Consider the following 24,837-nt stretch of genomic DNA (forward strand, 5'->3'; position numbering starts at 1 on the left):
GCCCAAGAATCCAGCCGCAGAACGTCGCATTTAAATCGATTAGGTTGGTCCAGCCCGGCAAAACCGTCTATCGGCGCTGCCGGGCCCGAGGCAATTCCTACTCGCCGTGCAGCCGGGCTTCGACCGCCTTGGCCGCGGCATCGGCGGTGATGCCGAAATGCGGATAGAGCTGTTCGATCGTGCCCGAGGCGCCGAAGCCGTGCATGCCGACGAAGATGCCGTCGGTGCCGATCAGGTGGTCCCAGCCCTGGCGGATGCCGGCTTCGATCGCGACCTTCACCTTGGCGTTGCCGATCGTCTTCTTGCGATAATCCTCGCTCTGCTGGTCGAACAGCTCGAAGCAGGGCACCGAGACGACGCGGGTCGGATGGCCGTGCTTTTCGAGCAGGTCGCGCGCGCCGAGGGCGATCTCGACCTCGGAGCCGGTGGCGAAGATCGTCACCACGGCCTCGCCGCTGGCGGCGGCCAGCTCGTAGGCGCCCTGGTTGGAGAGGTTTTTCGCCGAATGCTCGGTGCGCACCGTCGGCAGGTTCTGGCGGGTCAGCGCCAGCGTCGACGGCGTCTTTTCGGATTCGAGCGCGATCTGCCAGCATTCGGCCGTCTCGACCGCGTCGGCCGGACGGAAGACATTGTGGTTCGGGATGGCGCGCAGCGCCGCCAGATGCTCGACCGGCTGGTGGGTCGGGCCGTCCTCGCCGAGGCCGATCGAGTCATGCGTCATGACGAAGATCGAGCGGATGCCCATCAGCGAGGCCAGTCGCATCGAGGGGCGGGCATAGTCGGAGAAGCATAGGAAGGTGCCGCCATAGGCGATCAGGCCGCCATGCAGCGTCAGGCCGTTGATCGCCGCCGCCATGCCATGCTCGCGGATGCCGTAATGGACATAGCGCTGGCCGTAATCGTCGGGCGTGATGTTCTTGGTCTGGCTGGTCTTGGTGTTGTTGGAGCCGGTCAAGTCGGCCGAGCCGCCGATGGTTTCCGGCACCGCGCCGTTGATGACTTCCAGCGCCATTTCCGACGATTTGCGGGTGGCGACCTTGGGCTTGTCGGCCGAGAGCTTCTTCTTGTAGTCGGCGATGACGGCGTCGAAATTCGACGGCAGCTTGCCGGCGAGGCGACGTTCGAACTCAGCCTTCAGCGTCGGCTCGGCCTTGGCCAGGCGGCCTTCCCAGTCGGCGCGCGCCTTGGTGCTGTTTTTGCCCACGGCGCGCCAGGCGTCGAGGATGTCGGCGGGAATTTCGAAGGGCGGTGATTCCCAGTTGAAGAATTTGCGCGCGCCGGCGATTTCCTCGGCACCCAGCGGCGAGCCATGCGCCTTGTTGGTGCCGGCCTTGGTCGGAGCGCCGAAGCCGATGGTGGTCTTGCAGGCGATCATCGTCGGCTTGTCGGAATGGCGCGCCGCCTCGATGGCGTAGGCGATCGCTTCCGGATCGGTACCGTCGATGTGGCTGGCGTTCCAGCCGGAAGCCTGGAAGCGGGCGACCTGGTCGGTGTTGTCGGCCAGCGAGACCGGGCCGTCGATCGAGATGTTGTTGTTGTCCCAGAAGACGATCAGCTTGTTCAGCTTCAGATGCCCGGCCAGCGCGATGGCTTCCTGGGAGACGCCTTCCATCAGGCAACCGTCGCCGGCCAGCACATAGGTGTAGTGGTTGACAAGGTCGTTGCCGAAGGCGGCGTTCATGATGCGCTCGCCGAGCGCGAAGCCGACCGAATTGGCAAGGCCCTGACCGAGCGGACCGGTGGTGGTCTCGATACCGGCGGCATGGCCGTATTCGGGATGGCCGGCGGTCTTGGAGCCGAGCTGGCGGAAATGCTTGATCTGGTCGATCGTCATATCCTCATAGCCGGTGAGGTAGAGGAGCGAATAGAGCAGCATCGAGCCGTGGCCGGCGGAGAGGATGAAGCGGTCGCGGTCGGCCCAGTGCGGCGCCTTGGCGTCGAATTTCAGGAAACGGCTGAACAGCACCGTGGCGATGTCGGCGCAGCCCATCGGCAGGCCGGGGTGACCGGAGTTCGCCTTCTCGACGGCATCCATGGAAAGGAAACGGATCGCGTTGGCCATCCGATCATGTTGTTCACGCGACGTCATGCTTCCTCCGGAAGTGGGTTGGAGCCTGGGGAGAGCCCTTGGAAAAGATGCCGCGACACATAGCAGGCACGGCCTTTTAGTCAACAAATCGGGGTGGATTTTGCCGGGCTTGTGATGGCATCGAGCGCCTTACATTAGCGATAGCGGGGGACAGTCGCGAGAGCTTTGTTGACGCGCCCTTCACCCGGTGCCTAATCTTTCCGAGGTAACGCGTTCTGAACGCGAGCGATTCGGTGATGGGCAGGGCATAGGACGAGGCCATGACCGGGGAAACGACCCTCAAGGAAGTCATCGCCAGGCTGGGCAAAGCCATGGAAGGGCTGGAAAACGCCGTGGCGGCGAAGCTCGAGCATGAGCGCGATTATTCGGAAGCCGAGGCCGAGGTGCAGCGCATGAACGCCGACCGTTCGCGCCTGGCACAGGAGCTCGACAATTCCGAAGCGCGCGCCGAGCGGCTGGAAGATGCCAACAAGGAAGTGTCGCGCCGGCTGGTGACCGCCATGGAAACCATCCGGGCGGTTCTGGACAGGTAGGGTCAATGGCACAGGTCACCGTTTCCATCGACGGCAAGCAGTACCGGATGGCCTGCGACGAGGGCCAGGAAGAGCATCTGATCGACCTTGCCGAGCGCTTCGACCGCTATGTCTCGCATCTGAAGGATTCCTTTGGCGAGATCGGCGACCAGCGGCTCACCGTCATGGCCGGCATCATGGTGATGGACGAGCTCTCGGAGCTCACCAAGCGCGTCAAGGGCATGGAGAGCGAAGTGCTGACCTTGCGCAAGACCCGCGACGAGGCGCTGACCAAGGCCGACAAAAGCGACAGCGTGCTGACCACGGCACTCGGCGCGCTGGCGCAGCGCATGGAAGATCTCGCGGCGACGCTGGCGTTAAAGAAGGCCTGAGCGGCTTCTCCTCTATCGGAAGTAGAAAATCCTGCCGCGGCTCACCGATGGCAGCGAAAATTTTTGTTCCGTGAGGGCCGCCGCCATCGTGTGCGGCGTTTTACCGGTGCCGTGATGGTGCTAGGCTTCGGAGCCGGCAACGGCCAGCCGCAAGCCGGCTACAATTTTTCAAAATAGGGTAGGGATAGGCCATGAGTCTTCGTATCAACGATATCGCGCCGGATTTCACGGCCGAGACCACGCAGGGCACCATCAAGTTCCACGACTGGATCGGCGACGGCTGGGCGGTGCTGTTCAGCCACCCAAAGAATTTCACGCCGGTCTGCACCACCGAGCTCGGCACCATGGCCGGTCTCGAAAGCGACTTCAAAAAGCGCAACGTCAAGATCATCGGCATCTCGGTCGATCCGGTGTCCAGCCACGACAAGTGGCAGGCCGACATCAAGACCGCCACCGGCCATACGGTGAACTATCCGCTGATCGGCGACAAAGACCTCCATGTCGCCAAGCTCTATGAAATGCTGCCGGCCGGTGCCGGCGAGAGCTCGGAGGGCCGCACGCCGGCCGACAACGCCACCGTGCGCTCGGTCTACGTCATCGGCCCGGACAAGAAGATCAAGCTGGTGCTGACCTACCCGATGACCACGGGCCGCAACTTCGACGAGATCCTGCGCGTCATCGATTCCATCCAGCTGACGGCCAAGCACCAGGTGGCGACGCCGGCCAACTGGAAGCAGGGCGACGACGTCATCATCACCGCCGCCGTCTCCAACGAGGACGCGATCAAGCGTTTTGGGGCGTACGAGACGGTGCTGCCTTATCTGAGGAAGACCAAGCAGCCGGCGGCGTGAGCCTTTCCTTCTCCCCGTTCCACGGGGAGAAGGTGCCCGAAGGGCGGATGAGGGGCGGCGCGGCGGTCGAGGATGGAGCGCGCCTGCCTCGCGAAGGCAATTACTAGAAAAGACAACCTCGCAGCCTCGGCGCTGCCCCTATTGCCCTGCCCTCCTTCGCAGCAGCTGCGCTGCAGCTACGGAGGATGAACCGGGCATTTCTCCCCGTATAGTGACGGGGAGAAAGGGCTAATTCGCCGCCTTCGCCAAAAACAAAAAAGGCGGCGCCGAAGCGCCGCCTTTTTCCATTGATACCTTGAGCTGATTACGCCGCCGGCTGCGCTTCGATGGTGCGCAGCGCCTGGGTCTGGCGCTTGGCGGCGGCCTTGACCGCGTCCTGCACCTTCTCGAAAGCGCGCACCTCGATCTGGCGCACGCGCTCGCGGCTGATATCGAACTCGGCCGACAGCTCTTCGAGGGTCAGCGGCTCCTCGGCGAGGCGACGTGCCTCGAAGATGCGCCGCTCGCGCTCGTTGAGCACCGACAGAGCGCCCGACAGCATGGAGCGCCGGTTTTCCAGCTCGTCCTGCTCGATCAGCATCTCTTCCTGGCTTTCGTGGTCGTCGACCAGCCAGTCCTGCCATTCGCCGGACTCGCCCTCGCTCGCCCGGATCGGGGCGTTGAGCGAAGCGTCGCCCGACAGGCGGCGGTTCATCGACACCACTTCCGCCTCGGAAACATTGAGGCGGGTGGCGATCTCGGCGATCTGGTCGGGCTTCAAGTCGCCATCGTCGAGCGCCTGGATCTTGCCCTTCACCTTGCGCAGGTTGAAGAACAGGCGCTTCTGATTGGCGGTCGTGCCCATCTTGACCAGGCTCCACGAGCGTAGGATGTATTCCTGGATCGAGGCCTTGATCCACCACATGGCATAGGTGGCGAGCCGGAAACCACGCTCCGGTTCGAATTTCTTAACGGCCTGCATGAGGCCGACATTGCCTTCCGAGATCACCTCGCCGATCGGCAGGCCGTAGCCGCGATAGCCCATGGCGATCTTGGCGACGAGCCGCAAATGGCTGGTGACGAGCTTGTGGGCAGCCGTAGTGTCCTGATGCTCGGCATAACGCTTGGCGAGCATGTACTCTTCCTGCGGCTGAAGCATGGGAAAGCGGCGGATTTCTTCCAGGTAGCGGGCGAGACCGCCTTCACCGGAAACGATACTGGGTAATGATTGGGCCATGATAGCGCCCCCTCTCTCTTTGGAGTGGATGCCCCCGAAACGCGGCGGGCATTCGTCACGGATGCCAAAGGCTCATCCATGACAACCTCTATATATAGGAACAAAACCAGAAAAGACAGGCATTTGTTCAACGCTAAACAGTCTGTCACGCTGAAGTGAACAACGCCGGTCAGGTTTTTTGATGGCTGGTTTGCAGCTTGTTGGTGGCGGGTCGGTTCAAATTTTTCGGAAGTCGCCGACGAGTTCCTCCATGTCTCCCGGCATCGGCGCTTCGAACCTCATCGTCAGATGGGTGGTCGGATGCCGGAATTCAAGGAGCCAGGCATGCAAGGCCTGCCGCGGAAAGGCGGTGACCTTGGTTTTCAAGGGTTCGGGCAGACGGTTGGCCTTGGTGCGGAAGGCCTGCCCGTAATCCGGGTCGCCGATCACGGGGTGGCCGATATGGGCCATGTGGACGCGGATCTGGTGGGTACGGCCGGTCTCCAGCCGGCATTCGACCAGGCTTGCGCTGGCGAAAGCCTGCTGGTCCTCGCCGAAGCGTTCGACGACGCTGAAATGGGTGACGGCATGGCGGGCATCGTCGCGGGTTTCGGGAACGACGGCGCGTCGCACGCGGTCGGCGGCGCGGCCGAGCGCGGCGTCGATGGTGCCGGCCGGCCGTTGCGGGATGCCCCAGACCAGCGCCAGATAGGCGCGTTCGAGATCGCCGGTGCGGCCGTGGTCGGCAAATGCCTCCGACAAGGCCTTGTGCGCCCGGTCGGTCTTGGCCACGACCATGACGCCGCTGGTCTCTTTATCCAGCCGGTGGACGATGCCCGGCCGCCTGACGCCGCCTATGCCGGACAGGCTGTCGCCGCAGTGATGGATCAGCGCGTTGACCAGCGTGCCGGTCCAGTTGCCGGCGCCGGGATGGACGACCAGCCCCGCGGGCTTGTCGATCACGATGAGCTCGTCGTCCTCGTAGAGGATGTCGAGGGGAATGTCCTCGCCTTGCGGCTCGGCCGGCTCCGGCGCGGGCACCAGGATCTCAATCCGCTCACCGGCGATCAGCTTGCGCTTGGCTTCCAGCACCGGCTTGCCGGCGATGGAGACCGCGCCTTGCTTGATCAGCGCCTGCACGCGGCTGCGCGAGAGCTCCGGTCCGAGCCGGCCGGCAAGCCACTGGTCGAGCCGCTGGCCGGCGGCGTCCGTGCCGGCTTCGAGCACGACGGCTTCGCCGGATTCCTCGTCCGCCAATTCGTCCTCTATCAATATCGGGGTCTCTTCGTTATGAGCGCTCATCGAAACCCGTTGCGGATTGTTTAGCCATGGCCCGGCCGATCGCCGATGAAGATGAGGAAAAGCCGCTCGACCCCGCGGCCGAGAACGTGCGCCGCAAGCTCGTCCGCTTCATGATCGTCAATCTCGGCCTTCTGTTCCTCGCCCTTATGGTGGTGATCGGGGCGCTTGTCTACAAAGCCCGCAACGCCCCTGTCGCCGGCCCGGCGCCGGCCGGCGAGGTCCAGGCGCCCGCTGGAGCGCCGCTCTCCGGCGACATCGTGCTGCCGGTCGGCGCCAAGGTGGTCAGCCAGTCGCTCTCCGGCAACCGCCTGTCGATCGACGCCGAGCTTGCCGACGGCAGTCGTTCGATCTTCGTCTACGACATCGCAGAGCGCCGCATCATCGGCCAGTTCCCAATCCGAAACAAATGAGCCCGCAACAAATGAGCCCGCAATGCGGACAAACGAGTTTGCCGCGGACATGAGCGGCTTTGCCGGAAACCGCAGCGTCGCGACCGTCGCGCTGGTCGTCGGCAATTACGACGAGGCGATCGCCTGGTATGTCGAGCGGCTCGGCTTCGTGCTCACCGAGGATGTCGATCTCGGCGACGGCAAGCGCTGGGTCACCGTCGCGCCGGCGAACGGCCAGGGCGCGCGGCTGCTCCTGGCGGAAGCATCCGGCGAGGAGCAGGCAAGCCGCATCGGCAACCAGACCGGCGGCCGGGTCTTCCTGTTCCTGGAAACCGACGATTTTTCCCGCGACCACCAAGCGATGCTCGGCAGGGGTGTCGAGTTCCGCGAAGCGCCGCGCCACGAGGCCTATGGCACGGTGGCGGTGTTCGCCGATCTCCACGGCAATCTCTGGGACCTGATCGAGCCGAAGCGGCAGGGCTGACCAAGGCCACTCGTCAAAGCGCAAAGCGGTCGAAAGCCCAAGCGGGGCATTCCTTGGCAAGCCAACGAATGCCCCGCTTGGGTCTTTTTGTTTGTCGCGGATTTCTGTCGGAAAACCGCACGACACTTTTCCGGAATCTGCTCGGTTGCTTTTTCCCCGCCGCCAGCCTATGTAGCCGGTTCTTGAGCGCGCCCATCGTCTAGCGGTCAGGACACCGCCCTCTCACGGCGGGAACAGGGGTTCGATTCCCCTTGGGCGTACCATTTTTTCGCATCCCTCCTATCATTTCAATCGGTTGCGGGCGATTTGTGCTAACCGGGCGTCAGGGTTAGCAGATTTCCGTTCTCCCGCCGTTCTCACGCTGCACCGTGTAGCTTGGTGATAGCGCTTGCTCCCATCGCTTTGTTGTTCACCGCTGCGACGTAGGTCTGCACTTCGTTGATGTCCTTGTGGCCTGTGATGGCCATGATCTCCCACACTGTGCAACCCGCCTCGGCAAGGCGGCGGCATGCGGCCTTTCGCAGGCCATGCGGGGAACGGTGCGGGGGAAGTCCGGCCTTGTTCGCTGCCTCAATCATCCAATTCGTAAATCCGAACTCGGATCGCGCCGCGCCGCGTTCGGTGGCGATAAACACAAGGTGCTTGTGCGGGATGGTTTTCAGAACCGCCCGGAACTCGGCGTGGACGGGAATGGAAAGCTCCGCACCCGTCTTTCGGGCAGTGATGACGATATAGTCACCCTGAACATGCTGAGGGCCAAGGCGTGCGGCATCGCTACGGCGGAGGCCGGTGTAAAGCAGGATTTCCATTGCGATACGCTGCGGCGTCCCGTCCTTCCACTTGGCACGGAATTTGGCGATGTCAGCTTCGGTCCAAGTCTCGTAGCCCTTGGCCTTATGTTGAACCCGGTCGGCAAGGAGCATGGGGTTGTCGTTTCGGAAATCCCACTTCACCGCCAACCGGAAAAGCAGGAACAGGCGCTTGCGCAGATTGTGAGCGGATGACGTGGAACGCTTCGCCACGTTTCCAAGGATGGCATCAAGGTGGATGGTCTGCACGCCAGCGACGGGACCGTCGCCATGCTCCATACGGAATGGCTCCAGCACGGATTTGTAGTTCCGTTGCGTGGCAGGGGCCTTCGACGTGAAGCCTGCCGATGCATAGTAGCGAGCGATCAGATCATTGAAGGTGCCCTTGATTGTCTTCGCCGCCCCTGCCCCTTCCTTTGCCAGTACGACGCCAGCAAGGGCTTTCTGGTACGCAACCATGAACGGTTCGCTGTAGATTGGTCCCGGCAATGGGATTTGCGGCTGTCCGGGGCGGTTGAAGTAAATGCGTAGCTTGCCGTGACGGTCCTTATAGTCGCGTACGTATTTCGGCTTCTTATGGCGAGCCATTTTTCAGCACCTTGTCATCCCAATAGATGGTGGATGCGGCCTTTGCCGGGGTTTGGTTTGGGTTTGAAGCGATGACCGTGAATGAGCCGTCCGGGTGATGCTCGACACCCGTCACGGTCTTCCCCTGCGCTGCGAGCGCCTTACTGATCTGCTTGAAGGCAACAACGCTGAACTTTCCTTTCTTGGCCGCTGCCGAAGCCTTCATGGCGGCTACAAAATTCAGGGCCATCGTCTCACCTCGCTGCTGCGCGACAGACTTCGCTCATCTTCACGCGGCCTTTGTATTTTCCGGGGTCAGAACGGCCTTTAGGATTTGAAGCACCTCGCCGTTGATAGTCCGATCATTGCGGTTCGCTCGATCCAAAAGCGTTTGTTTTAGGTCAGCAGGGAGACGAATTTTCATGTCTTTGATGTCCATAGCGTGCCCTCTTTTTGGGTTGTTGTTACTGTACCCACAATGGGTATCAGAGCCAAGGATTGAAGCCCGTGGCGGGGTAGAGAGTGCCCCAAGGCCATTTCTCAACTTTGAGCGGAACTACGTCTCAGAAAGAGTTTGCAGCTCTCACGGAGTACGTTGGTCTCGCGTTCGTACGGAAGTGAAATTGATTTCACAGCGGTTGGGCGGGAGCGGATAGCCTCCGGGGACAACGTACGCCTGCAAGACCGAATGTACTCGCTCGTCTCCGCCGATTGTGGTTCCCGTCAACTGGACGGAATGTTGCAGGTTTCACTTGCGTAGCTGACAGCGTAGCCGCCAAAGCCATTCTTCGCCCGATACTTCACAACCAAACCGAGGTAGCCGCCATCGTCTGTGTAACGGGTTTCTATGTACTGGAAACTGTCGGGGTCTCGCAGGTCGCGCTTCACTTTTTCTTCCAACGACAAATAGCAACTTCGGATGGCTGAAATTCGATCATTGGCAGCATCCGGGCGAGAGCAACTGTACACGCCCAAAGCTACGGCAGCGATGACTGCGGCCAGCCGAGCAAAAAGCCCGAAGTTCCTCAGCGAGTAGGGAACGTCTTCGAATGCATCCCTCGCCATCGCCACTGTCTGTGCAATGTCTAATTTGAATAGAACACGGATCGTGAACAAGACCATGAGAACCAAGGGGACGAGGTAGAGCAAAAAGGATAGATGCCCGACGCTATAGCCCGCTGCCCCCGATGGGTCAGTTGTGCCTGCATTCGGAACAGACCCATCACTTCCCGCGAGCCTAGCAATGAAATTAACAGCAGCGAATGACAACGGAGCTGCCGAGCCAATCGCCACCACTAATGCGACCTTGCCAAACACGCGACTAAGGCGAGGGAACGACTGCATGACCCACCCCAAATTGATCCCCAAGAGCGTAGATATCTGATTTTTGGATAATCCGATATCCGAATTAACCGCATGTCGAAGCGCAATTGCTCGACGGGCGGATGGCCAAAACGCTACACTCTACGCGGCATCGGAGGCTGGCAGAATTGCTCGCCGAGAAGCGGAAAGCTGCTGGGTTGACGCAGGCAGCCGTAGCCCACGCTTTAGGACGCCATCAGCCATTCATTGCCAACATTGAGAATGGAGACCGCCGACTGGACTTGATCGAGCTTATTGCACTTTCGGAAATCATCGGCTTCGACCTTCACGAAATTGTCCGCGAGGTAGAAGCGATTGGGAGCCTCAACTAGTCAGCCCTGATAGTCTCGGATGTTGAGGTGAGATGGACACCCTAATCAGAATTTCTGTCCGTTGAATTTTGCAACTACGACCTCAAACAGGTCAGTTCGTTCATCATCGAGGGTGGCAATGTCGCTGCAAAAATCGAAGCGGGGATAGAGCATCATGAACGTTATTCCGACGGTGCCTCGGTCAAGTATGCCAACAAGATAGCTTCCCTGATATTTTCCATCCAACTGGTAGTAGACTGAAACATCTCCGAAGGAGGGTGTGGCTTCGGGCCTGCCACGTTGCACGGCATAGCTATCCGCCGTCCTACGAGCGTTGTTTGCAATCCATTTCCAGCCATCCTGCTCGTTTGCAGCATGACCCAGAGGGCACTCCTTCGCGCCAGCTTGGGCACTTACAAGCAGGGCAATGGCAACAGCCATGCTTGCATACACAATGGCAAAAGGTTTCTTCGAAAACGACGCCGGACAAACTGGCCACAAAAGTTTCGCAGGCCCCCAGCTACTCATCCGTTGCTCAGCAAGGCAACAGAAAAGCCGTCGAAAAATCCGGCGACGTCTATCCAAGATACCGGCTCTCATTGTGCCACCTCAGCGCTTCTTTATCCGGTTTCGCATTTTGGATCGCTGGCAATGCGATAGCTGAGCCATGCAGTTCGTAGTAGTGCCGACCATTGTCGAACTCTTCGCGGATGCGGCGGCTGACCTCAAACCGGTGCTCGGGTGTGACGGTCACGTAGCCCTGGTCAAAGAGGCTGTGGATGTCCCGCCGCATGAGGATGCCATTGCTCGGGGAATGCTCTCCGCCTTCCGCGTATGGTCGTATGTGGGCAGCTTCCAAGGCTGGTAGGGTGCGCTCCTTGGTGATCGCGCACCGACGGCCATAGAGGTCTGTGACGACGAGGCGGAATGCTCCTTGGCCAAGGCGTGGGCGGATCAACGTCGGTTCACCGTAACGCGCTTGCTCCTCTGCAAGCGAATGTGGACCAACCAAAGGGGTCACAGACGCCTGGGCGGCCTCCCACAGCGCTTTCCCTTCTGGTTCCGTCGTGTCATAGCCACGAAGGCTTACGATGTTTTGTGACCACGATGCTGGCGGCGAAAACCATCGACTTTCAGGGAGGAAGAACGGCTGCGTAAGGATACGGCACCCGATCTCTATCGGTCCCGCCGTCGCGGGATCGATCTTGCGATATCTTAGGATGCGAGACCGCATCTCCGTGAGGCTGGTAACGCCGTTCGCGATCCCGAATGCTTCCCATGCGAGCGATAAAGGCATGATCGTCGATGAGGCAAAGACGCCGCCGCCGACGATCATGTTGATTGGGGCGTGGAGCTTGAACAAGAATAGCTCGCCGGGTTGAAGCGCGCGAAACGACTTCGGCGATGGCGACCAGAAATTCACTTCCACCAGTTGTGGTTGACGGCGCAACTGGTTGAACCAGTCACCATCTGTCACTGCGACCACAAGCTTGATGCCCATAGATATCCCAATTCAGGTCAGGATGCCTTTCGCGCACTTAGAGGCGAGGGTTCGGCCACAGGCCCTTGAGTTGCTTGATCTCCACCGATGATCCGATAGACCGGGGCAACTTCCTTGCTGCATTGCTGGGCGAACTCACTCAAAGTCATGCTGTTGCCCGCTTCGAGGTACCCATTTTGGGTGGTGACAGCTCGCAGTACGGTTTCGTCCGTCTCCTCACAGGTCAAAGTCATCTCAGCGACTGCACAGTACATGATGTTCGTGTCACCGACCTGGATGGTCTGAACCATAATGCCCGGTTTAGGCACTCCAATCAGTTCCTCGACGGACGCCTTCTTGGCGTCGAGCCTGGCGTGGAAGGGCTTTCCGATCTCATCAATCAGCGACAGTACGGCCTGCACGCCTATATCAGCCGCCTCTATGTCCGCAAGACTAAGCTGGGAGTTGGTAACGCCGATCCTCGCAGTGATACGCTCTATTCGCTCCAGCGCCCGCAAAACTGCTGCAAAGTGCTTGGCGTCGTCCCGATCAATTTGGGCACCAGTACCCAGATTGGAGTTGAATACCTTCTTGCCATCCGGCGAATACAATTCGAGGAAGAACTCCTCAGATGCCATCATATTGAGAATTTGATAGACCTCGATCCACCAGCCTACGGGCCTTTTCTCGGCCTGCAAATCTGCGACCGTTAGGGTAAAGGTGCCAGCAAAATTAACGTCAAGCGAAACCGGCGGTGACGAGATGACAAATCGTATCTTCTGAGGCGCAGAGGGCAAGAATGGCGGAGTAACAGCGGTTCCTAGCCTAACGACTGGAAATCCATTTCTGGCGCGACGGAAGATTATCTTGCAGTCCGGCTTATCAATCGGTGTGACCGACATCTCGCCAATGCCAGAAAACTGAAAATGGTGCGGCCGCTCGATACCGAACCGCTTCTCAAAACTCGCAAATTTGGTCACCCGCAGTGGCCTGAGGCCAAGGAAGCCCTCGACCATTTCCTCCTCCGTCTTAGCCTGGATAGATATCTTCAGAGAAATCCGGCTTCCATCATAACCGGACGTTTCGCGTTGTAGGCGCTTAGTCTCGTAGTAGTCATGACCTGTCGCATACTCGCCGCACATTCTTTGAATACATTGTAGTAATTTATCGGTGTTGGCCTCATACGGAACGGAATGCCAATCAGCGTTCTTCGTAAACGTGATCGTCTGCTTGTTGGTAACAGGTCGTCCGCTGCTACTTTCCTTCGTCAACCTTTTCAGGACGTGGTCTAGCGGAGCACCTGCGAGATGCACCACAAATGTGTCGCGAATGGAGAGATCGGAGTTAAATCGCATCACGAATACGAACGAGGGGTCGGTCGCCTTTGCCAGCCGCTCCATTGACAGAAGCGGGGCTGAGAACTTTTTGGCGGGTGCCCACATCGATTTGATTTGAAAATTGAACGCAGGTAGGGGAGGTCTTTTATCGGCGTAGGTTGAGGTGTCGAGATACTTGTTTGTGAGTTCTACCCGATAGTCCCAGCCGGTAAGGTCTTGATTGGCCTTATTAACTGCCAGCCCTGAGCACAGAGGCGGGAAGAGATTTTCACCATGACGCCCTAGCTCTTCAGAAGTCAGTCGTTGGGTCATTTCGTTGGCCGTATTCATGTGCTGTGGTGCTGCGCCCCCTAATCTCGCAGGGCGGTCCAATCAATCAGTACGTCGGTGACCTCTACCGGTCGGCTCTCATAGAGGGCCGAAATCCTTTGCAAGCGCTCCAGCTTGTCCGGCTCAAGCTCGATCTCCACATCGAATTCGCGCCTTAGGCGAGCCTTTGCATCCTGCCAGACCGCGAGCAGATGACCTGCAAGATTGCTCCTTGCAGAGATTTTGAACGGGTCGTCTACTTTTCCCACAATCTCATGATAGGCAGCTATCCTCTTATTATAGCCGTCCACATCCTTCACAGGGCTACCAAACTCCTCGTCAATCTTGCGCATGGCCCTCGCTCTCCCACCGTCCACCTGCTTACGAATGTGGTTGACGAGAGGCATGGACATGTCGAACAAGAAATAGTCGTCCATTACCTTTTTCACGCCGGAGAAGTCGATCTTCTGGCCGAGGACACTATGCTGAGTAACAAGATCATCATACAGTTGCCAATGTGATCTCCAATCGACGCCATTAGCCATGCGACCTGCCTTTACTCTGCCGAGGATCACTTCTCGCGTGTAAATGGCAACGACGTTCTTAAGCCGTTCGATTAGGTCAGCCGCCTCCTTCTGCTTGTCCTCCCAAAGCTCAGCCTCGAAGCCCAACCCCTTGAACCGTTTGAAGCGGGAAACATTCGCGTAGATGAAGCTTAAAAATCCCAGGCCAAAGACGATGCCGCCGTTTGCTATTTGATCGGCGTACACCAGGCGCAGCGAGTAGGCGATTAGGATAAGGCCCACTACAGAGAAGACAACCCGTTCCCAATTCTCAGAGCTGAACTTCCAGAAGCCCTTTGCAGTCATCGCCACCCACCCCGTACGCATCACCTAACGTATAGTCGAAATGGCGATTTCGCCATAACCACGTCTGCGGGGCCGTTTGGAGGGAGAGCCGTAGACGGCTCGGCTCTGGGCCAAGCGCAATTTGTTACTGCCGGGCCAGCTACCTGCCCAGGATCGGCACGGCATCGCACGAGCCTTCAAAATCCGCCAGCGCTTCGTCCTAGGACCTGTCATCCCCGAAGGAGCTATTCCGTCTCCATAAAGATCAATTCCGAAATGTCCTCAAGGCTGCCAATCTCTAGGTCGATGTGGCTCAGCCGGGACACACGGGACTGAGGGAGCCAGCAAAAGCGATATTCATCCTGATAGGCGTAGCCAAAGTATTTGCTGAGCGGAACAAACGGACGCGCTGAGGTGGGAGCAAGGGGATCGACGTAGATCGCAGGCCCTTCCTGCATTTCCAGCTTAGGATCATAAGCAACCATTGCCCGCCTCAGGCGGTCGCGAAAAGCACCCCTATTGCGGATGACGACACATGCTTCCGCATTGAAGTCTACCACCAATCGCGGTTCAATTGAGGAGGTGATGCAGTAGAGGTAGTAGTCTGATTGCGCATCGAACCTGACATCAAGGCGATGCTCGATAGCGCCATCGGCTCGCGGCGAGTACGGAACGAGCTTTCCATTGTCATCGTGCACAATCGCTATGGAAAAGGACAGGGAAAGCTCGTCGTCGCGGATTGCCTGATTGTGGCTCGGTTCGGAAAAGAAGCTGGCAGGCTGGATGCGTAGTTGGCCGCGATGGTACAGCTGCTCCATGTGGACGCGCTTACCCAGTTTGATGAATACGTCGCCCCGCCGGAGGCCCAGTACCGAGATGCGTTCCACAGCTTGTTTGGCCAGATTGGACGCATAGCTAGGCAATTGGTCGCGCCGCAGAATATCCCGTCCCATGCCTGAGGGCCAAGGCCCATATCTAAGCTGCATTTCTTCGGCCACGTGCGTGAACTTTTGCCACATCGGGCCGTTTTGCTCGTCTACCGGGTGTACGCCGATCTTGGCATTTGGCGTCACCGTCAGGAGATTGCGCATAATGTCACGAAAACGGGTGCCTAGTTCGTCCCGCGACAGGTGACGGGCGTAACGATTTGCTCGATATTGCTCCCGAAAGCGTATGTGCAAAGGAGTTCTGTTTTCCACGGCTAGGTGCTCCTGCTGTTCGGCACACTGATAGCAAATCATAGCAAAACTGGCATTGCTGACGGTGGGTCTCTTTACTGTTATAGTCAGGTTCGATGCCAACGAGGTATCTTACTTGCATGCCACCCGAATTCAGCGAGCAAGCGCAGCAAATCTTTCCGCTATTTGGCATACTGCTGGCTGGCGTCTTCGCTGGTATGGCCTTGGAGCGTTTCCTTTCGAGAAGGCGGAGGCAGGCATGGAGGCAAAAGAACCGCTGGCGCTGGGCGAAAGAGCGCAGTGGGGGCGACATCCTTAGCGGCTTGTGGACCGCCCCGAAGCCAGTTCCCCCGCCACCGAAATTAACTGACCCTGCTGACCAGTTGCGGATTGTCATGGGTGCGAACTTCACTGTTCAACCGCTCCTCAACAGGAGCGAAGTGCGCGTTTTCAAGGAACTTGATCGCATGGTGATCAGCTGCAATCCGGGGTGGCAGGGAGCGCCAACGCCGACGCCTACAGCTGCATCAACTCGAAACGGGTGGACCTTCTGCTTGTGGACGAGAACTGTCTGCCTAGACATGCCCTCGAATACCAAGGTCATGCGCATCATCAGGGTACCGCAGCAGCGCGGGACGCCGTTAAAAAGGAGGCGCTGCGACGGGCTGGCATAAGCTATCATGAGATCGTAGGCGGTCACACAACACCTTCCGAACTTAGGCGCTTGGTCGAGAAACTCGTGCGAGGCCCGGTGCCGCCTACGAGCGAACCAACCGCCTGAGGCGATCTGTGAAATTGATTTCACAAGCCAGCAGAAGGCAGCCTCTGCCACTATTAGCAAATCGGGGCTGTAGCTGCCCATCTTTTGGGCCAGCGACAAATTCCCAAAAATTTCCTCGGCTACTGGCCACGGGATCAATGAGGGCATCGCCTGAGGCTTCCAAAATCCGCCATGCTATGCACCTGCCGATGCCCGAAAATGGCTCTCGATAATTGAAGTTATCCCGGTTGAAAACCTTGGGGAAGACGAACCGGCAGGGTTGTACAAGACAATGATTGCAAGCAAAATTATACATCCGCAAGACAGGGGTAGAAAATGGCGAGACGGGTCTTTTTTAGTTTTCACTACCAACGCGACGTTTGGCGTGTAAATCAAATACGAAACATCGGCGAAGTAGTTGGCAGCGCCGCTGCTGGCTTCCACGACGCGTCGCTTTGGGAGGAAGCAAAAAAGAAGGGGGACGCCGTTATCCAGCGGATGATAGACAACGCACTGGAGAACACCAGCGTCACCGTCATCTGCATCGGCGGCGCAACCGCAGGCCGCAAGTTCATCAACTATGAAATCAGGCAGTCCCTTGCACGACGCAACGGCATACTAGGCGTTCACATCCACGGCTTGAAGGACCGCCACGGACTGACCGATGTGCGCGGCACGGTACCGCCACTTCTGGCGAGTGCGGGGGCGCTTGTTTACGACTATCGAGATCACGCAAGTCTTGGCGCTTGGATCGAGCAGGCAGCTCGCGCTGCTGGCCGATAGAGGATGGCCGCCAGCGCCAAGAGGAGGCTCCTAAGAGAGTTTCCCTCTGCACTCATCGACGATGCGGGCTGTGTCTTCATCGGCGCAGGCGTCTCTATGGGTGCAGGTTACCCCTCTTGGGCAACACTGTTGCGTGAAATTGGGGATGAGCTGGGGGTGCGTTCTACAGACGTGCATGATCTTTCGGCGCTTGCTCAATGGAGTATCCAAGAGAGCGGCGGCGCAACACGGGTTCGTTCCGTGATTAAGGAGCAAATTGGCGTTGACCATCCGGTCCCATCAGTTTTGGAAACTATTGCGCGTCTACCCACGCGGCATATTTGGACAACAAATTACGATAGGCTTATTGAGCGAGCATTCGCATCAATCCGGCGTCCCCTGGACGTCGTTTCTGCTGCCAGTGACTTAGCACTCAGGATTACGCCGGGGGCAACACGCCTCTACAAGATGCACGGCTCGATTGACCGTCTGGACGATGTAGTTATTTCGACAGACGACTACGAACTCTTCCGAAAGCGTCGTGGCGCGTTCCTGCCGCTTCTACAGGCTCACCTGACGAGCATGTCGATGCTTTTCGTTGGTTTGAGCCTAACAGACCCTAACATCCGTCACGTGCTGTCGTTAATGCGGGAGAGCTTCACAGAAGCCCCACCCGAGCATTTCGCGATTGTGAGGCCGCCACAACGAGAAGACTTCGATACCGAGGCAGAACACGCCGCACGGCTCGCGCAACACAGGCTTTGGGCCAAGGACCTGAGGCGATACGGATTAGTGGCCGTCGAAATCGACAGCTATGACGAAGTGCCAGATTTGCTCCAAGAAATTGAACGTGAGGTGGCTGCCCACCGAGTATGGGTCAGCGGAAGCTGGCCGCTAGATGACGCTGGCACAGAGGCAGCGCGCTCATACGAGACTGCGAGCAGGATCGGGCGTGAAATCGCGAAGCTAGGGCGGACGCTGGTCAGCGGGTCCGGTTTTCTTGTGGGACCGGCATCAATCGCGGGTTTTCTAGATCAGATGAGAGAGGCGGGAACTTGGGATGTTGAGAGACGGCTGATCGCGAGGCCGTTTCCTCAACCGTTCGGCAAGAGAAAGGCCGACAAGGACCAGTGGACCAGTTTGAGACAGGAACTTTCTCGCCTATCCGGTGTCGTGGTCTTTGTAGGAGGTCAAAAGCCGGACGGCGTAGCAGATGGTGTTCTGGAAGAAGCTAAGCTCGCCGAAAACGCGGGATGCTTCTTGCTCCCCGTCGGAGCCACCGGAGGCGCGGCTGCTCAAATTTCAGCAGGACTTCTTGGCTCAACACTTGTCGCAAAGGGTGCACATGCTATTCGGCCCACTGATCAAGAGCTTGCCGCACTTTCGGAGCCGACAGCCAGCCCGAAAGAGCTGGCGCGCATCGTCAGTGAAATCCTTAAACGCGTCGGACCAATCAAGGGGTAATTCCCTTAAATCAGTCGAGCCGCTGCGCTGTCATCGAAGAGATCGACCGTTCGCAGGTAAGGCGCAAGCCCAGCCTCACTGCGGTGACCAGTGACCTGCCTGATCTTGTAGCTGGTGGCTCCCGCCATGGCTGCCGAGGTCGCGAAGCCGCTGCGTAGGGAGTGAGCGGAGAAGGCGGCGGGATCATAGCCCGCTGAACTGACACGGACTTTGACGACATCGCTGACGGCTTCACCGGAAATCCGTTCGGGAAGCATGTTGCCGTGCTTGTCCAAACCAAGGAAGATCGGTCCCGTCTCGATCCTCGCGACCCCCAGCCAGAGTTTCAGAGCGGCAATTGGGCAATGACGGGTGCGCCCGAACGGCATAGCAATTTCTCGTCCCGCCCCCTCTTGGTCAGTCTTGCTTTTGCGGATCGTGACCAGCGCGCCTTGACCCGTGAACGCGATGTCCTCCACATCCAGCGCAACCAGTTCGGAGCGGCGTAGCGCGCAGGCCCAACCCAACAACAGCATGGCCCGGTCCCTGACATCCTTTGTGCGGCTTCCAATCCGGTCGAGGATGGCAAACAGATCATCGCGGAGAAGCGCCTGCGCCTGCCGTTGCTTGACCCCGATGGTCCGGCGCACGCCGCGCAATGTTGCCTTCACCAACTCGCTCTTGGTCGGGTCTTCCGCACTGATCGCACGATGGGCCTTGCTGATCGAGGCCAGCCGCCGCTGTAAGGTGGCCACGGCATACGTCTCCGCGCCTTCGGCCAGATACGCCGCGACCATTTCAGGGGTCGCAGGGAGCCGCCTACCAGTCCCCTCGAAATGATCGATATCCAGCCGGTACGCCTTCTTCGTGGCATCGGCCAGCGAGGCAGTGACGAGCCGCTGAACATCGGCGGGCAGGTCCGGCAGTGCTTCATGGCTCGCCGCGACACGTGGTAGGTTTCCGGTAGAGGTGTGGCGCTCAGCGAACATTAGCGCGCTCCTCGTCCAGCGTGGGGAGGTCGGCGCGAACCATGGTGAGGAACCCGGCAGGATTGTGTAGCTTCATGCCGTGGAAGCCGTGGTCGGCGAGCCGCCTTAGGGTCGCCGCGCATGGCCATTGGGCACGCTGCCGAACCAGTCCACCGTCAACACGGAAGATCGCGCCATGCAACACCGCCACACGGCTCTCGGCGGGAACATGTTTACTCAGCCAGCGGCCCGTAGCCGTGTTCCGTTTCAGGAACCGGGTGAGCGCCGACTTGCCCTCATAGCTGAAGCCGTCGAGGCAATAGGTCGGAATGCCGTTACGCCCGACAACGGTGACTGGGAACTCATCATCTGCGATTGAAAGCTCTCCCGATGGAAGCGCGGGGGTCAGAAGCGGGAGGAGCACGGGAAGCGCCTCCCGCGTTTTGCGAAAGCCCCTCTCGGCCAGTGCAAGTATGTCATGCCCGACCCCGGCAGACCGCATGGCGGTGAATGTTGCTGTGGCGTCTGCTGCCTTCCCCGCGACATGTCCCGTCCATCGCGTCCCGGATGCGTGTAGCGCAGCGAGAGAGGCACCTAGAAGCGCGGCGCGCTCCCGGACGCGGGTAAGAAGCTGCACAAGCTCGTCGCGCGCCAAATCGCCCCGGAGAGCCTCAAGCTCATGGTGATACGACAGCGAGATCAGGAGGTCGTCGGCGGCTCTGCATTTCCTTGCCTCGCACATCTGCTTTACCAACAGCGATGCAACTGCCCATTCCCCGCCGCCGAACTGCTGGCGGACAGTCTTGCCTGCCGTACCAGCCATGACGAGGCCGACCGTTTGGATGGACGCCAATCCCACATCCTCGAACGCGATGCCCGCGAGCCTGCGCCATAGCTTAGCCGGATCGACCTTTAACAGGGTCGCGGCGGCGCGGGTGGCCAGATCGACATTACCCCGGCGGATGCCCTTCTGGAGTGCGCTCATCGCCACCCATGCAGATATTTGCAGCGGCTCGGTGGTTGGGACGTTGTGGTCGAAGGCCAACACCCGAAAGGCGGGATCGGCGGCGTTGAATAATGGTAGAGGTTGGAACATGTTCGGTCTCCCAGCTTCGGGAGGACCACAACCTGTATCCCACCATTAGGCATGACAGACTAGGACGAAGCCTGCGAACTAAATCGACCAAACCGTTCGCTATCTGCTGGACGCTATCGGCTAGATTACTAACGTCGAACCGTTAGAGATGACCAGTTCCAAAGCCGCCTCGGCGTGCAATTGGTTCATCATTGCACTAAGCGCTGCCCGTTTGTTTGGTCCTGAAGGCAGAGCTAAGCTTGGCGAGCCTTTAGAGCATTCCAGAATTGCGTCTATGTGGTCTACCATATCCTCCCGCTTGAGTTTGGTGACGCTGGTGTCTCGCCGCCCGAGTATGCTCGACGCCGAAACGATACGGACACCGTCCGGTTCATATACCCAGACGTAAGCTTCCCGATTGAGCCGTGTCATCTTTTCACACTGAGCTATAAGTCTTGATCCGCCCAGTGCGTTAGCCTTCTTGGCCTGTATCAGCAAACCCTTGGATATGTACCCGTCATCAAATATCTCGACGCCGAAATAGAGATCGATCCCTGTCCTTCTTTCCTGTGACAACTTCCCCATGGCCACTGCCTCACATCCGAAAACGGCAAGAGAATACCCCTCTACGTTCAGATCGCCGCGTTGAGACATCTCTTCAAGTTTGTTCCTAATTGAGGTCGTGATCACCGGCTCTTGCATGCCAGAGATGTATTCGTTGGTGACGGTGGCATTGATCGCATTTGCAATCATCTGCGCTATCTCGCGACGTCGTGTTGGGTTCTCACGAAGAGAACGCCGACGATGAGACTTTTCCTCGAATGTTGTGTCCGGCATCTACCCTCCGACCTGCCCGCTCGCTCTTTGTGGAGCATAGCATCCGGGCGGGCCTACCTTTTCACGACCCCGCCATTGCCCGACTTCCGCACAAGACATGCCTGAAAGTCCTAGTGCACAATCTGGTATCTGGCTTGTCTTAACTATTCCCCACCACTAAGTTCAACGTCGCTCTAGGGGGATAACAATGCGTTTGCTCCAAGTTTTTTACACAAGCGCGCTTGTGCTTGGGTGTTTTAACGGTGCCGCAATGGCCAAAACATGCAAATGCGACCAGCATCAGGCAGAGGCTGCGGGTTCTGGCACTTGCTCTCGGAGCGAGAGCGCTGATTATTGCACTATAACCTTCCCAACATCTGATGCCTCCGCCGATTTCAACGATCCGAACAAATGGCAGGCTGCAGGCTATAAAATTGATTTTGCGTCTTCGAAAACGGCATTTGGGGCACTCGATGCGTGGAGTAAGGAACCAGTAACTGGCAGCGTTCTGGCCACCGTGGCGGCCACAGCGGTGCCCCCGGAGCGGTTCAAGGAATTAGCCGACAAATTTGGAACCATCTTCACTAGTCCCGTGCTCCTGCAAAGCATGGTTCAAGATTTTAACAAAGATGGCTGTGTTGACGCCGGAGTAGGCGACTTTCACATAATGATAATCGCGCAAACCTCTGAAAAAAACGGAACTTGCAACTAGTAGGAACCCAATGGCTCAGACGATAACCGCACTGGTCAGCTTTGGCATCCCCGGCCTCGCGCTTTATCTGTTCTATCAATACGGCAGCGACAGGCTCGGCTTCTCGTTTTCACAGATAGGCCCCGTCCTTTCCGGGTTTATTGCGATATTGTTCATTCTTGTTTTCGGCGGCCTAATTTTCTACGCCTTATACAAGTTCAACGCGCCAAGTCAGCCAGCCTCCGTCTCGCATGGTGGTGAACTGAGGAATTTGGTAGCGCAGCTGGAGAAAGACACAAACGCACATCTTTCGATACAGCTCAAAGGCTCCGATCAGGACCAAGCCTCGCTAGGAAAGCTGTTCTTTTTGGACACGACCGCGCCAACCTATGCAACGCTGATCGACAAGTTGTGCGCCTCGAAACAGCAGTGCATGGGGTGCAAGACGAGCGCAAACGGCGACATAACTGTCGTTTCAATCACTAAAGTCGGCAATATCGAACCAAAGTGCGTGGATGAGGGGGAACGGGTGTACTGCTGTACTAGCAGCTAGTCCGGGCTGAGTGACATACAGAGACATCCCCGGACATTTGGCTTCGCGTGGATGTCTTTCTCGGACAATGCCCTCGCATTACCAACCCTGAGGACATACCGAAATCCGAAGATGCTGAAGTGGCCAACAGGCTGACATGCATAAGCTATCTGCTGGGATGGACACCTCTAGCCGAGATTTGCCGAGGTTGTCTCTATTCCGGGACGACCGTGTCTCGCTGCATCCCCGCGCTTTTGGCCATTTGACCTTGCATGTGAAATTGATTTCACAGGCGAAAGTTCGTCCTCGTAATAGAACAAGCATGGTCGAGAGGTCGCAGCTGGGACGTGAACCTCTTAAGCCGCCGTCCCGGCATTTGTGTGGCATTAACGTCTCATGGTCTGTTCCGGTTGCGGCCTGATCCGGTTACATCTGTGCGCTGAGCTGATCGTTCAAGGCGGTAAAAGTCTTCGCTGTGGCTTCATCCTGCATTGCCAGTTTCTGGAAACGTTGCTCCATCTTCGTCACCCACTCGGGGTAATGATCCCGGATTATTTCCCGATGGTGTGCGGATAGGTTCGGGAAATAGAGATGCGGGTTGCGGGTGACCGATCTCGCGAACTTCCAATCCACTCCATCGTCCTTCAGGCCCGCCAAAAGATGGCCGTCACCGCCCTTTAGCAGGGACCGGATCAGCTCGCCCTTGGTCGTGGGGATGTATTCGCCATCTCCATGCTGCCGATGCCACTGGAAGTTTCGGGCCTCCGTGGAAAAACGGTGGTCATCCATCGTGGGGTGGCAAATGCTTTGGCGCTGCTTGGCGCTGTAGATGCCAGCCGGGAAATCTAATCGAGGGTAGCCCCATAGTGGCGGGACCGAGAAGGCGATGAAGTTGGCATGGAGGTTCTTCACTGACGACGCGGGGATGTAGCCGGACGATTTGACCTTGGGAGATACGGGAACAGGCTTCGGCTCTTTTCCCCAGATGATCTCGTCATCCGTCCAGTCGCGTTTTCTGCGCTTCCGTATCGTGTCCAAACACACACCTTGAAGCTGCGCCAGTTCGGAGGTGGTGAACGTCTTGCCCGTTGTCGAGCATGTGTACGTGCCGGTGTCTGACTTGTTGTTGTTCTGGACCTTCTTCGTCGCCCAGCGCACCTTGTTCCACGCATATTGCGGATCATCGTTGTTGATGCGGTCGAGCGTCATTCCCGGCTGGGGCATCGGCCCCACGTAAAGCAGGAAGTCGCGGAAGTCCCGTAGCTCCGGGGAGAAGTTGCTTTTGGCCTGAGCCTTTCTGTTCCGGTGGGAGGTGGCTTCGGGGATGTAGCGGTGACGCAGTTCCATCTTTGACGCCGAGAGAATGAAACTGATTGCATCGTCGGTGAGGGACGGGTGCAACGGCAGGTCATACTGGCCACCGTGCCCAGCATGAGGGATTTTCTTGGCAGACGGACAAGGATTTACCGGGTTGCTTCCGAGGCCGACATCCGTTCCTGTCGGCTGAGAAAATGGTGCGGCTTTCGACATGGCGCATTCGATCCTTCGAGTTGTGATCGGATGCAAAACACGGTATGAATACACCGCTCAAGCAGAGCATCCGATTAGTTCAGCCGCTGCCCTTTGCCGAGGGTGGCGGCTTCTGCATTTCTATGAGGTGATGGGCGAGCGCCAATGAGCACTGAACGTTGATGGGCGCGAACCGGCTGGGTTAGCAGACAGTGGAAATTCGTATTTTCTTTCAATGCCGAGGTTTCGAAAGGTTAGCAAAGTTAAGGCATTGAAATTGAACGATTGTGACCCGTCCCTTGGGCGTACCAAATATTTTCAATCACTTAGCGTTACGGCGGACGGAACCGTCAAAAACGGTCAAATAAGCCTTCCGAGCGCTGCAATTTTGCAATGTAAGATGCGTCGCGACGACGCTGCCATTCCGGTGACGAAGGCGCTTGCAGCGGCTACGGCGACGAAGATCAGGCCACGCGGTACGCTCGCCAACCGCAGTCGGCGGGAGCACCTAGCACCGGTGCGCGTGAGCCATTGGTCGGAACCGGCTGTCGTACTTTGTCCAAGCCCTTTTCCCCGCGACGGAGAATGCTCCAAAAAATGTGGCGAGGGTCTAAAGCGCGTCGCGCTGGAACGGATTCAGGCGACGCGCTTTAGGTCCTTCGTTGATGCATGTCGTTGCCGCAAAACCGAGGTCACTTTTGCGCGACATGCATTAGTAGTAGACGGGCGAGGCATTCACCTAAGTCTGCCGAAGAATTGGCTAACGTACATATCCAGCAAGCTGCTGACGCGCCAACGGTACAGCCGCGCGGCCACTCTTTCGCGCCCCATAACCGTTTCCGCATGTTCTGTCGCGAGTTTGAGCA

At 58.3% G+C, this 24,837-nt stretch carries 26 protein-coding genes, 1 tRNA gene and 1 pseudogene; 12 read left to right on the forward strand and 16 right to left on the reverse strand.

Annotated features, from left to right (window positions below; translation table 11 throughout):
- Positions 1–97 precede the first annotated feature (97 nt).
- The gene (gene tkt, locus AC0YKC_RS08980; protein ID WP_488510840.1) at positions 98–2,089 is read right to left on the reverse strand and encodes a transketolase; all 1,992 of its coding nucleotides are present in this window, start codon (positions 2,087–2,089) and stop codon (positions 98–100) included.
- 260 nt (positions 2,090–2,349) lie between these two features.
- On the opposite strand from tkt, the gene AC0YKC_RS08985 reads away from it, so the two are divergent.
- The 3 genes from AC0YKC_RS08985 to AC0YKC_RS08995 all read left to right on the forward strand — a co-directional run bounded on the left by AC0YKC_RS08985 (position 2,350) and on the right by AC0YKC_RS08995 (position 3,844).
- Positions 2,350–2,622 (forward strand): DUF4164 domain-containing protein, encoded by a 273-nt coding sequence (locus tag AC0YKC_RS08985; protein WP_023763725.1) that lies wholly within the window; start codon positions 2,350–2,352, stop codon positions 2,620–2,622.
- 5 nt (positions 2,623–2,627) lie between these two features.
- Positions 2,628–2,993 (forward strand): cell division protein ZapA, encoded by a 366-nt coding sequence (locus AC0YKC_RS08990; RefSeq protein ID WP_140647887.1) that lies wholly within the window; start codon positions 2,628–2,630, stop codon positions 2,991–2,993.
- Positions 2,994–3,184: 191 nt separating this feature from the next.
- Positions 3,185–3,844, forward strand: a complete 660-nt coding sequence (locus tag AC0YKC_RS08995) for a peroxiredoxin (protein ID WP_488510841.1) — start codon at positions 3,185–3,187, stop codon at positions 3,842–3,844.
- A gap of 304 nt (positions 3,845–4,148) precedes the next feature.
- On the opposite strand, the gene rpoH is transcribed toward AC0YKC_RS08995, so the two are convergent.
- Together rpoH and AC0YKC_RS09005 are read right to left on the reverse strand one after the other, a co-directional pair.
- Positions 4,149–5,060: an RNA polymerase sigma factor RpoH gene (gene rpoH, locus AC0YKC_RS09000; RefSeq protein ID WP_112100827.1), complete on the reverse strand. Its 912-nt coding sequence runs from the start codon at positions 5,058–5,060 to the stop codon at positions 4,149–4,151.
- Positions 5,061–5,276: 216 nt separating this feature from the next.
- The gene (locus AC0YKC_RS09005) at positions 5,277–6,341 is read right to left on the reverse strand and encodes an RluA family pseudouridine synthase (protein WP_488510842.1); all 1,065 of its coding nucleotides are present in this window, start codon (positions 6,339–6,341) and stop codon (positions 5,277–5,279) included.
- Between the two features lie 26 nt (positions 6,342–6,367).
- Between AC0YKC_RS09005 and AC0YKC_RS09010 the strand changes: the two genes are divergently transcribed.
- The 3 genes from AC0YKC_RS09010 to AC0YKC_RS09020 all read left to right on the forward strand — a co-directional run bounded on the left by AC0YKC_RS09010 (position 6,368) and on the right by AC0YKC_RS09020 (position 7,477).
- Positions 6,368–6,751, forward strand: coding sequence for a fimbrial protein (locus AC0YKC_RS09010; RefSeq protein WP_488510843.1), 384 nt, complete (start codon positions 6,368–6,370; stop codon positions 6,749–6,751).
- A 49-nt stretch (positions 6,752–6,800) separates the two neighbouring features.
- Positions 6,801–7,214 (forward strand): VOC family protein, encoded by a 414-nt coding sequence (locus AC0YKC_RS09015; protein WP_488510965.1) that lies wholly within the window; start codon positions 6,801–6,803, stop codon positions 7,212–7,214.
- A gap of 188 nt (positions 7,215–7,402) precedes the next feature.
- Positions 7,403–7,477: transfer RNA gene (locus tag AC0YKC_RS09020), tRNA-Glu, on the forward strand.
- A gap of 93 nt (positions 7,478–7,570) precedes the next feature.
- Here AC0YKC_RS09020 and AC0YKC_RS09025 read toward each other — a convergent pair.
- From AC0YKC_RS09025 to AC0YKC_RS09040, 4 genes are all read right to left on the reverse strand, one after another.
- Complete coding sequence (locus tag AC0YKC_RS09025; protein ID WP_488510844.1) at positions 7,571–8,611, reverse strand: tyrosine-type recombinase/integrase; 1,041 nt, start codon at positions 8,609–8,611, stop codon at positions 7,571–7,573.
- A complete protein-coding gene (locus AC0YKC_RS09030) occupies positions 8,598–8,840 on the reverse strand; it encodes a hypothetical protein (RefSeq protein WP_488510845.1) in 243 nt (80 codons plus the stop codon). Before AC0YKC_RS09030 ends, AC0YKC_RS09025 begins: the two co-directional genes overlap by 14 nt.
- Positions 8,841–8,879: 39 nt before the next feature.
- Positions 8,880–9,029: an Arc family DNA-binding protein gene (locus AC0YKC_RS09035; RefSeq protein ID WP_488510846.1), complete on the reverse strand. Its 150-nt coding sequence runs from the start codon at positions 9,027–9,029 to the stop codon at positions 8,880–8,882.
- Between the two features lie 284 nt (positions 9,030–9,313).
- A complete protein-coding gene (locus tag AC0YKC_RS09040; protein ID WP_488510847.1) occupies positions 9,314–9,934 on the reverse strand; it encodes a hypothetical protein in 621 nt (206 codons plus the stop codon).
- A 146-nt stretch (positions 9,935–10,080) separates the two neighbouring features.
- Here AC0YKC_RS09040 and AC0YKC_RS09045 point away from each other — a divergent pair, with 146 nt between their 5' ends.
- Complete coding sequence (locus tag AC0YKC_RS09045) at positions 10,081–10,284, forward strand: helix-turn-helix domain-containing protein (RefSeq protein WP_488510848.1); 204 nt, start codon at positions 10,081–10,083, stop codon at positions 10,282–10,284.
- Positions 10,285–10,329: 45 nt separating this feature from the next.
- Here the strand turns inward: AC0YKC_RS09045 and AC0YKC_RS09050 are convergent, their stop codons facing one another.
- The 5 genes from AC0YKC_RS09050 to AC0YKC_RS09070 all read right to left on the reverse strand — a co-directional run bounded on the left by AC0YKC_RS09050 (position 10,330) and on the right by AC0YKC_RS09070 (position 15,538).
- A complete protein-coding gene (locus AC0YKC_RS09050) occupies positions 10,330–10,704 on the reverse strand; it encodes a hypothetical protein (RefSeq protein ID WP_488510849.1) in 375 nt (124 codons plus the stop codon).
- Between the two features lie 136 nt (positions 10,705–10,840).
- The gene (locus AC0YKC_RS09055; protein WP_488510850.1) at positions 10,841–11,764 is read right to left on the reverse strand and encodes an HNH endonuclease; all 924 of its coding nucleotides are present in this window, start codon (positions 11,762–11,764) and stop codon (positions 10,841–10,843) included.
- Between the two features lie 17 nt (positions 11,765–11,781).
- Positions 11,782–13,410, reverse strand: coding sequence for a hypothetical protein (locus AC0YKC_RS09060; protein ID WP_488510851.1), 1,629 nt, complete (start codon positions 13,408–13,410; stop codon positions 11,782–11,784).
- A gap of 20 nt (positions 13,411–13,430) precedes the next feature.
- Positions 13,431–14,258 (reverse strand): hypothetical protein, encoded by an 828-nt coding sequence (locus AC0YKC_RS09065; protein WP_488510852.1) that lies wholly within the window; start codon positions 14,256–14,258, stop codon positions 13,431–13,433.
- Between the two features lie 224 nt (positions 14,259–14,482).
- A complete protein-coding gene (locus tag AC0YKC_RS09070) occupies positions 14,483–15,538 on the reverse strand; it encodes a hypothetical protein (RefSeq protein ID WP_488510853.1) in 1,056 nt (351 codons plus the stop codon).
- A 17-nt stretch (positions 15,539–15,555) separates the two neighbouring features.
- Here AC0YKC_RS09070 and AC0YKC_RS09075 point away from each other — a divergent pair.
- The 3 genes and pseudogenes from AC0YKC_RS09075 to AC0YKC_RS09085 all read left to right on the forward strand — a co-directional run bounded on the left by AC0YKC_RS09075 (position 15,556) and on the right by AC0YKC_RS09085 (position 18,401).
- A pseudogene (locus tag AC0YKC_RS09075) lies at positions 15,556–16,196 on the forward strand (DUF2726 domain-containing protein).
- Between the two features lie 315 nt (positions 16,197–16,511).
- Entirely contained in the window at positions 16,512–16,958 is a 447-nt protein-coding gene (locus AC0YKC_RS09080; RefSeq protein ID WP_184874762.1) for a TIR domain-containing protein, read from the forward strand.
- Between the two features lie 3 nt (positions 16,959–16,961).
- A complete protein-coding gene (locus tag AC0YKC_RS09085; RefSeq protein ID WP_488510854.1) occupies positions 16,962–18,401 on the forward strand; it encodes an SIR2 family protein in 1,440 nt (479 codons plus the stop codon).
- Between the two features lie 5 nt (positions 18,402–18,406).
- Here AC0YKC_RS09085 and AC0YKC_RS09090 read toward each other — a convergent pair whose 3' ends face one another.
- The 3 genes from AC0YKC_RS09090 to AC0YKC_RS09100 form a co-directional block, all read right to left on the reverse strand.
- Positions 18,407–19,369 carry a site-specific integrase gene (locus tag AC0YKC_RS09090; RefSeq protein ID WP_488510855.1) on the reverse strand — a complete coding sequence of 321 codons (963 nt, stop codon included), beginning with the start codon at positions 19,367–19,369 and terminating at the stop codon, positions 18,407–18,409.
- On the reverse strand, positions 19,359–20,444 hold the full coding sequence (locus AC0YKC_RS09095; protein ID WP_488510856.1) for a hypothetical protein: 1,086 nt from the start codon (positions 20,442–20,444) through the stop codon (positions 19,359–19,361). Before AC0YKC_RS09095 ends, AC0YKC_RS09090 begins: the two co-directional genes overlap by 11 nt.
- A 120-nt stretch (positions 20,445–20,564) precedes the next feature.
- Positions 20,565–21,260 (reverse strand): hypothetical protein, encoded by a 696-nt coding sequence (locus tag AC0YKC_RS09100; protein WP_488510857.1) that lies wholly within the window; start codon positions 21,258–21,260, stop codon positions 20,565–20,567.
- A 187-nt stretch (positions 21,261–21,447) separates the two neighbouring features.
- Here AC0YKC_RS09100 and AC0YKC_RS09105 point away from each other — a divergent pair, with 187 nt between their 5' ends.
- Entirely contained in the window at positions 21,448–21,951 is a 504-nt protein-coding gene (locus tag AC0YKC_RS09105) for a hypothetical protein (protein WP_488510858.1), read from the forward strand.
- 10 nt (positions 21,952–21,961) lie between these two features.
- Positions 21,962–22,483 (forward strand): hypothetical protein, encoded by a 522-nt coding sequence (locus AC0YKC_RS09110; protein WP_488510859.1) that lies wholly within the window; start codon positions 21,962–21,964, stop codon positions 22,481–22,483.
- A gap of 405 nt (positions 22,484–22,888) precedes the next feature.
- Here the strand turns inward: AC0YKC_RS09110 and AC0YKC_RS09115 are convergent, their stop codons facing one another.
- Positions 22,889–23,992, reverse strand: a complete 1,104-nt coding sequence (locus AC0YKC_RS09115; protein WP_488510860.1) for a hypothetical protein — start codon at positions 23,990–23,992, stop codon at positions 22,889–22,891.
- Positions 23,993–24,837 lie beyond the last annotated feature (845 nt).

The organism is Mesorhizobium sp. CNPSo 4661 (assembly GCF_057784215.1).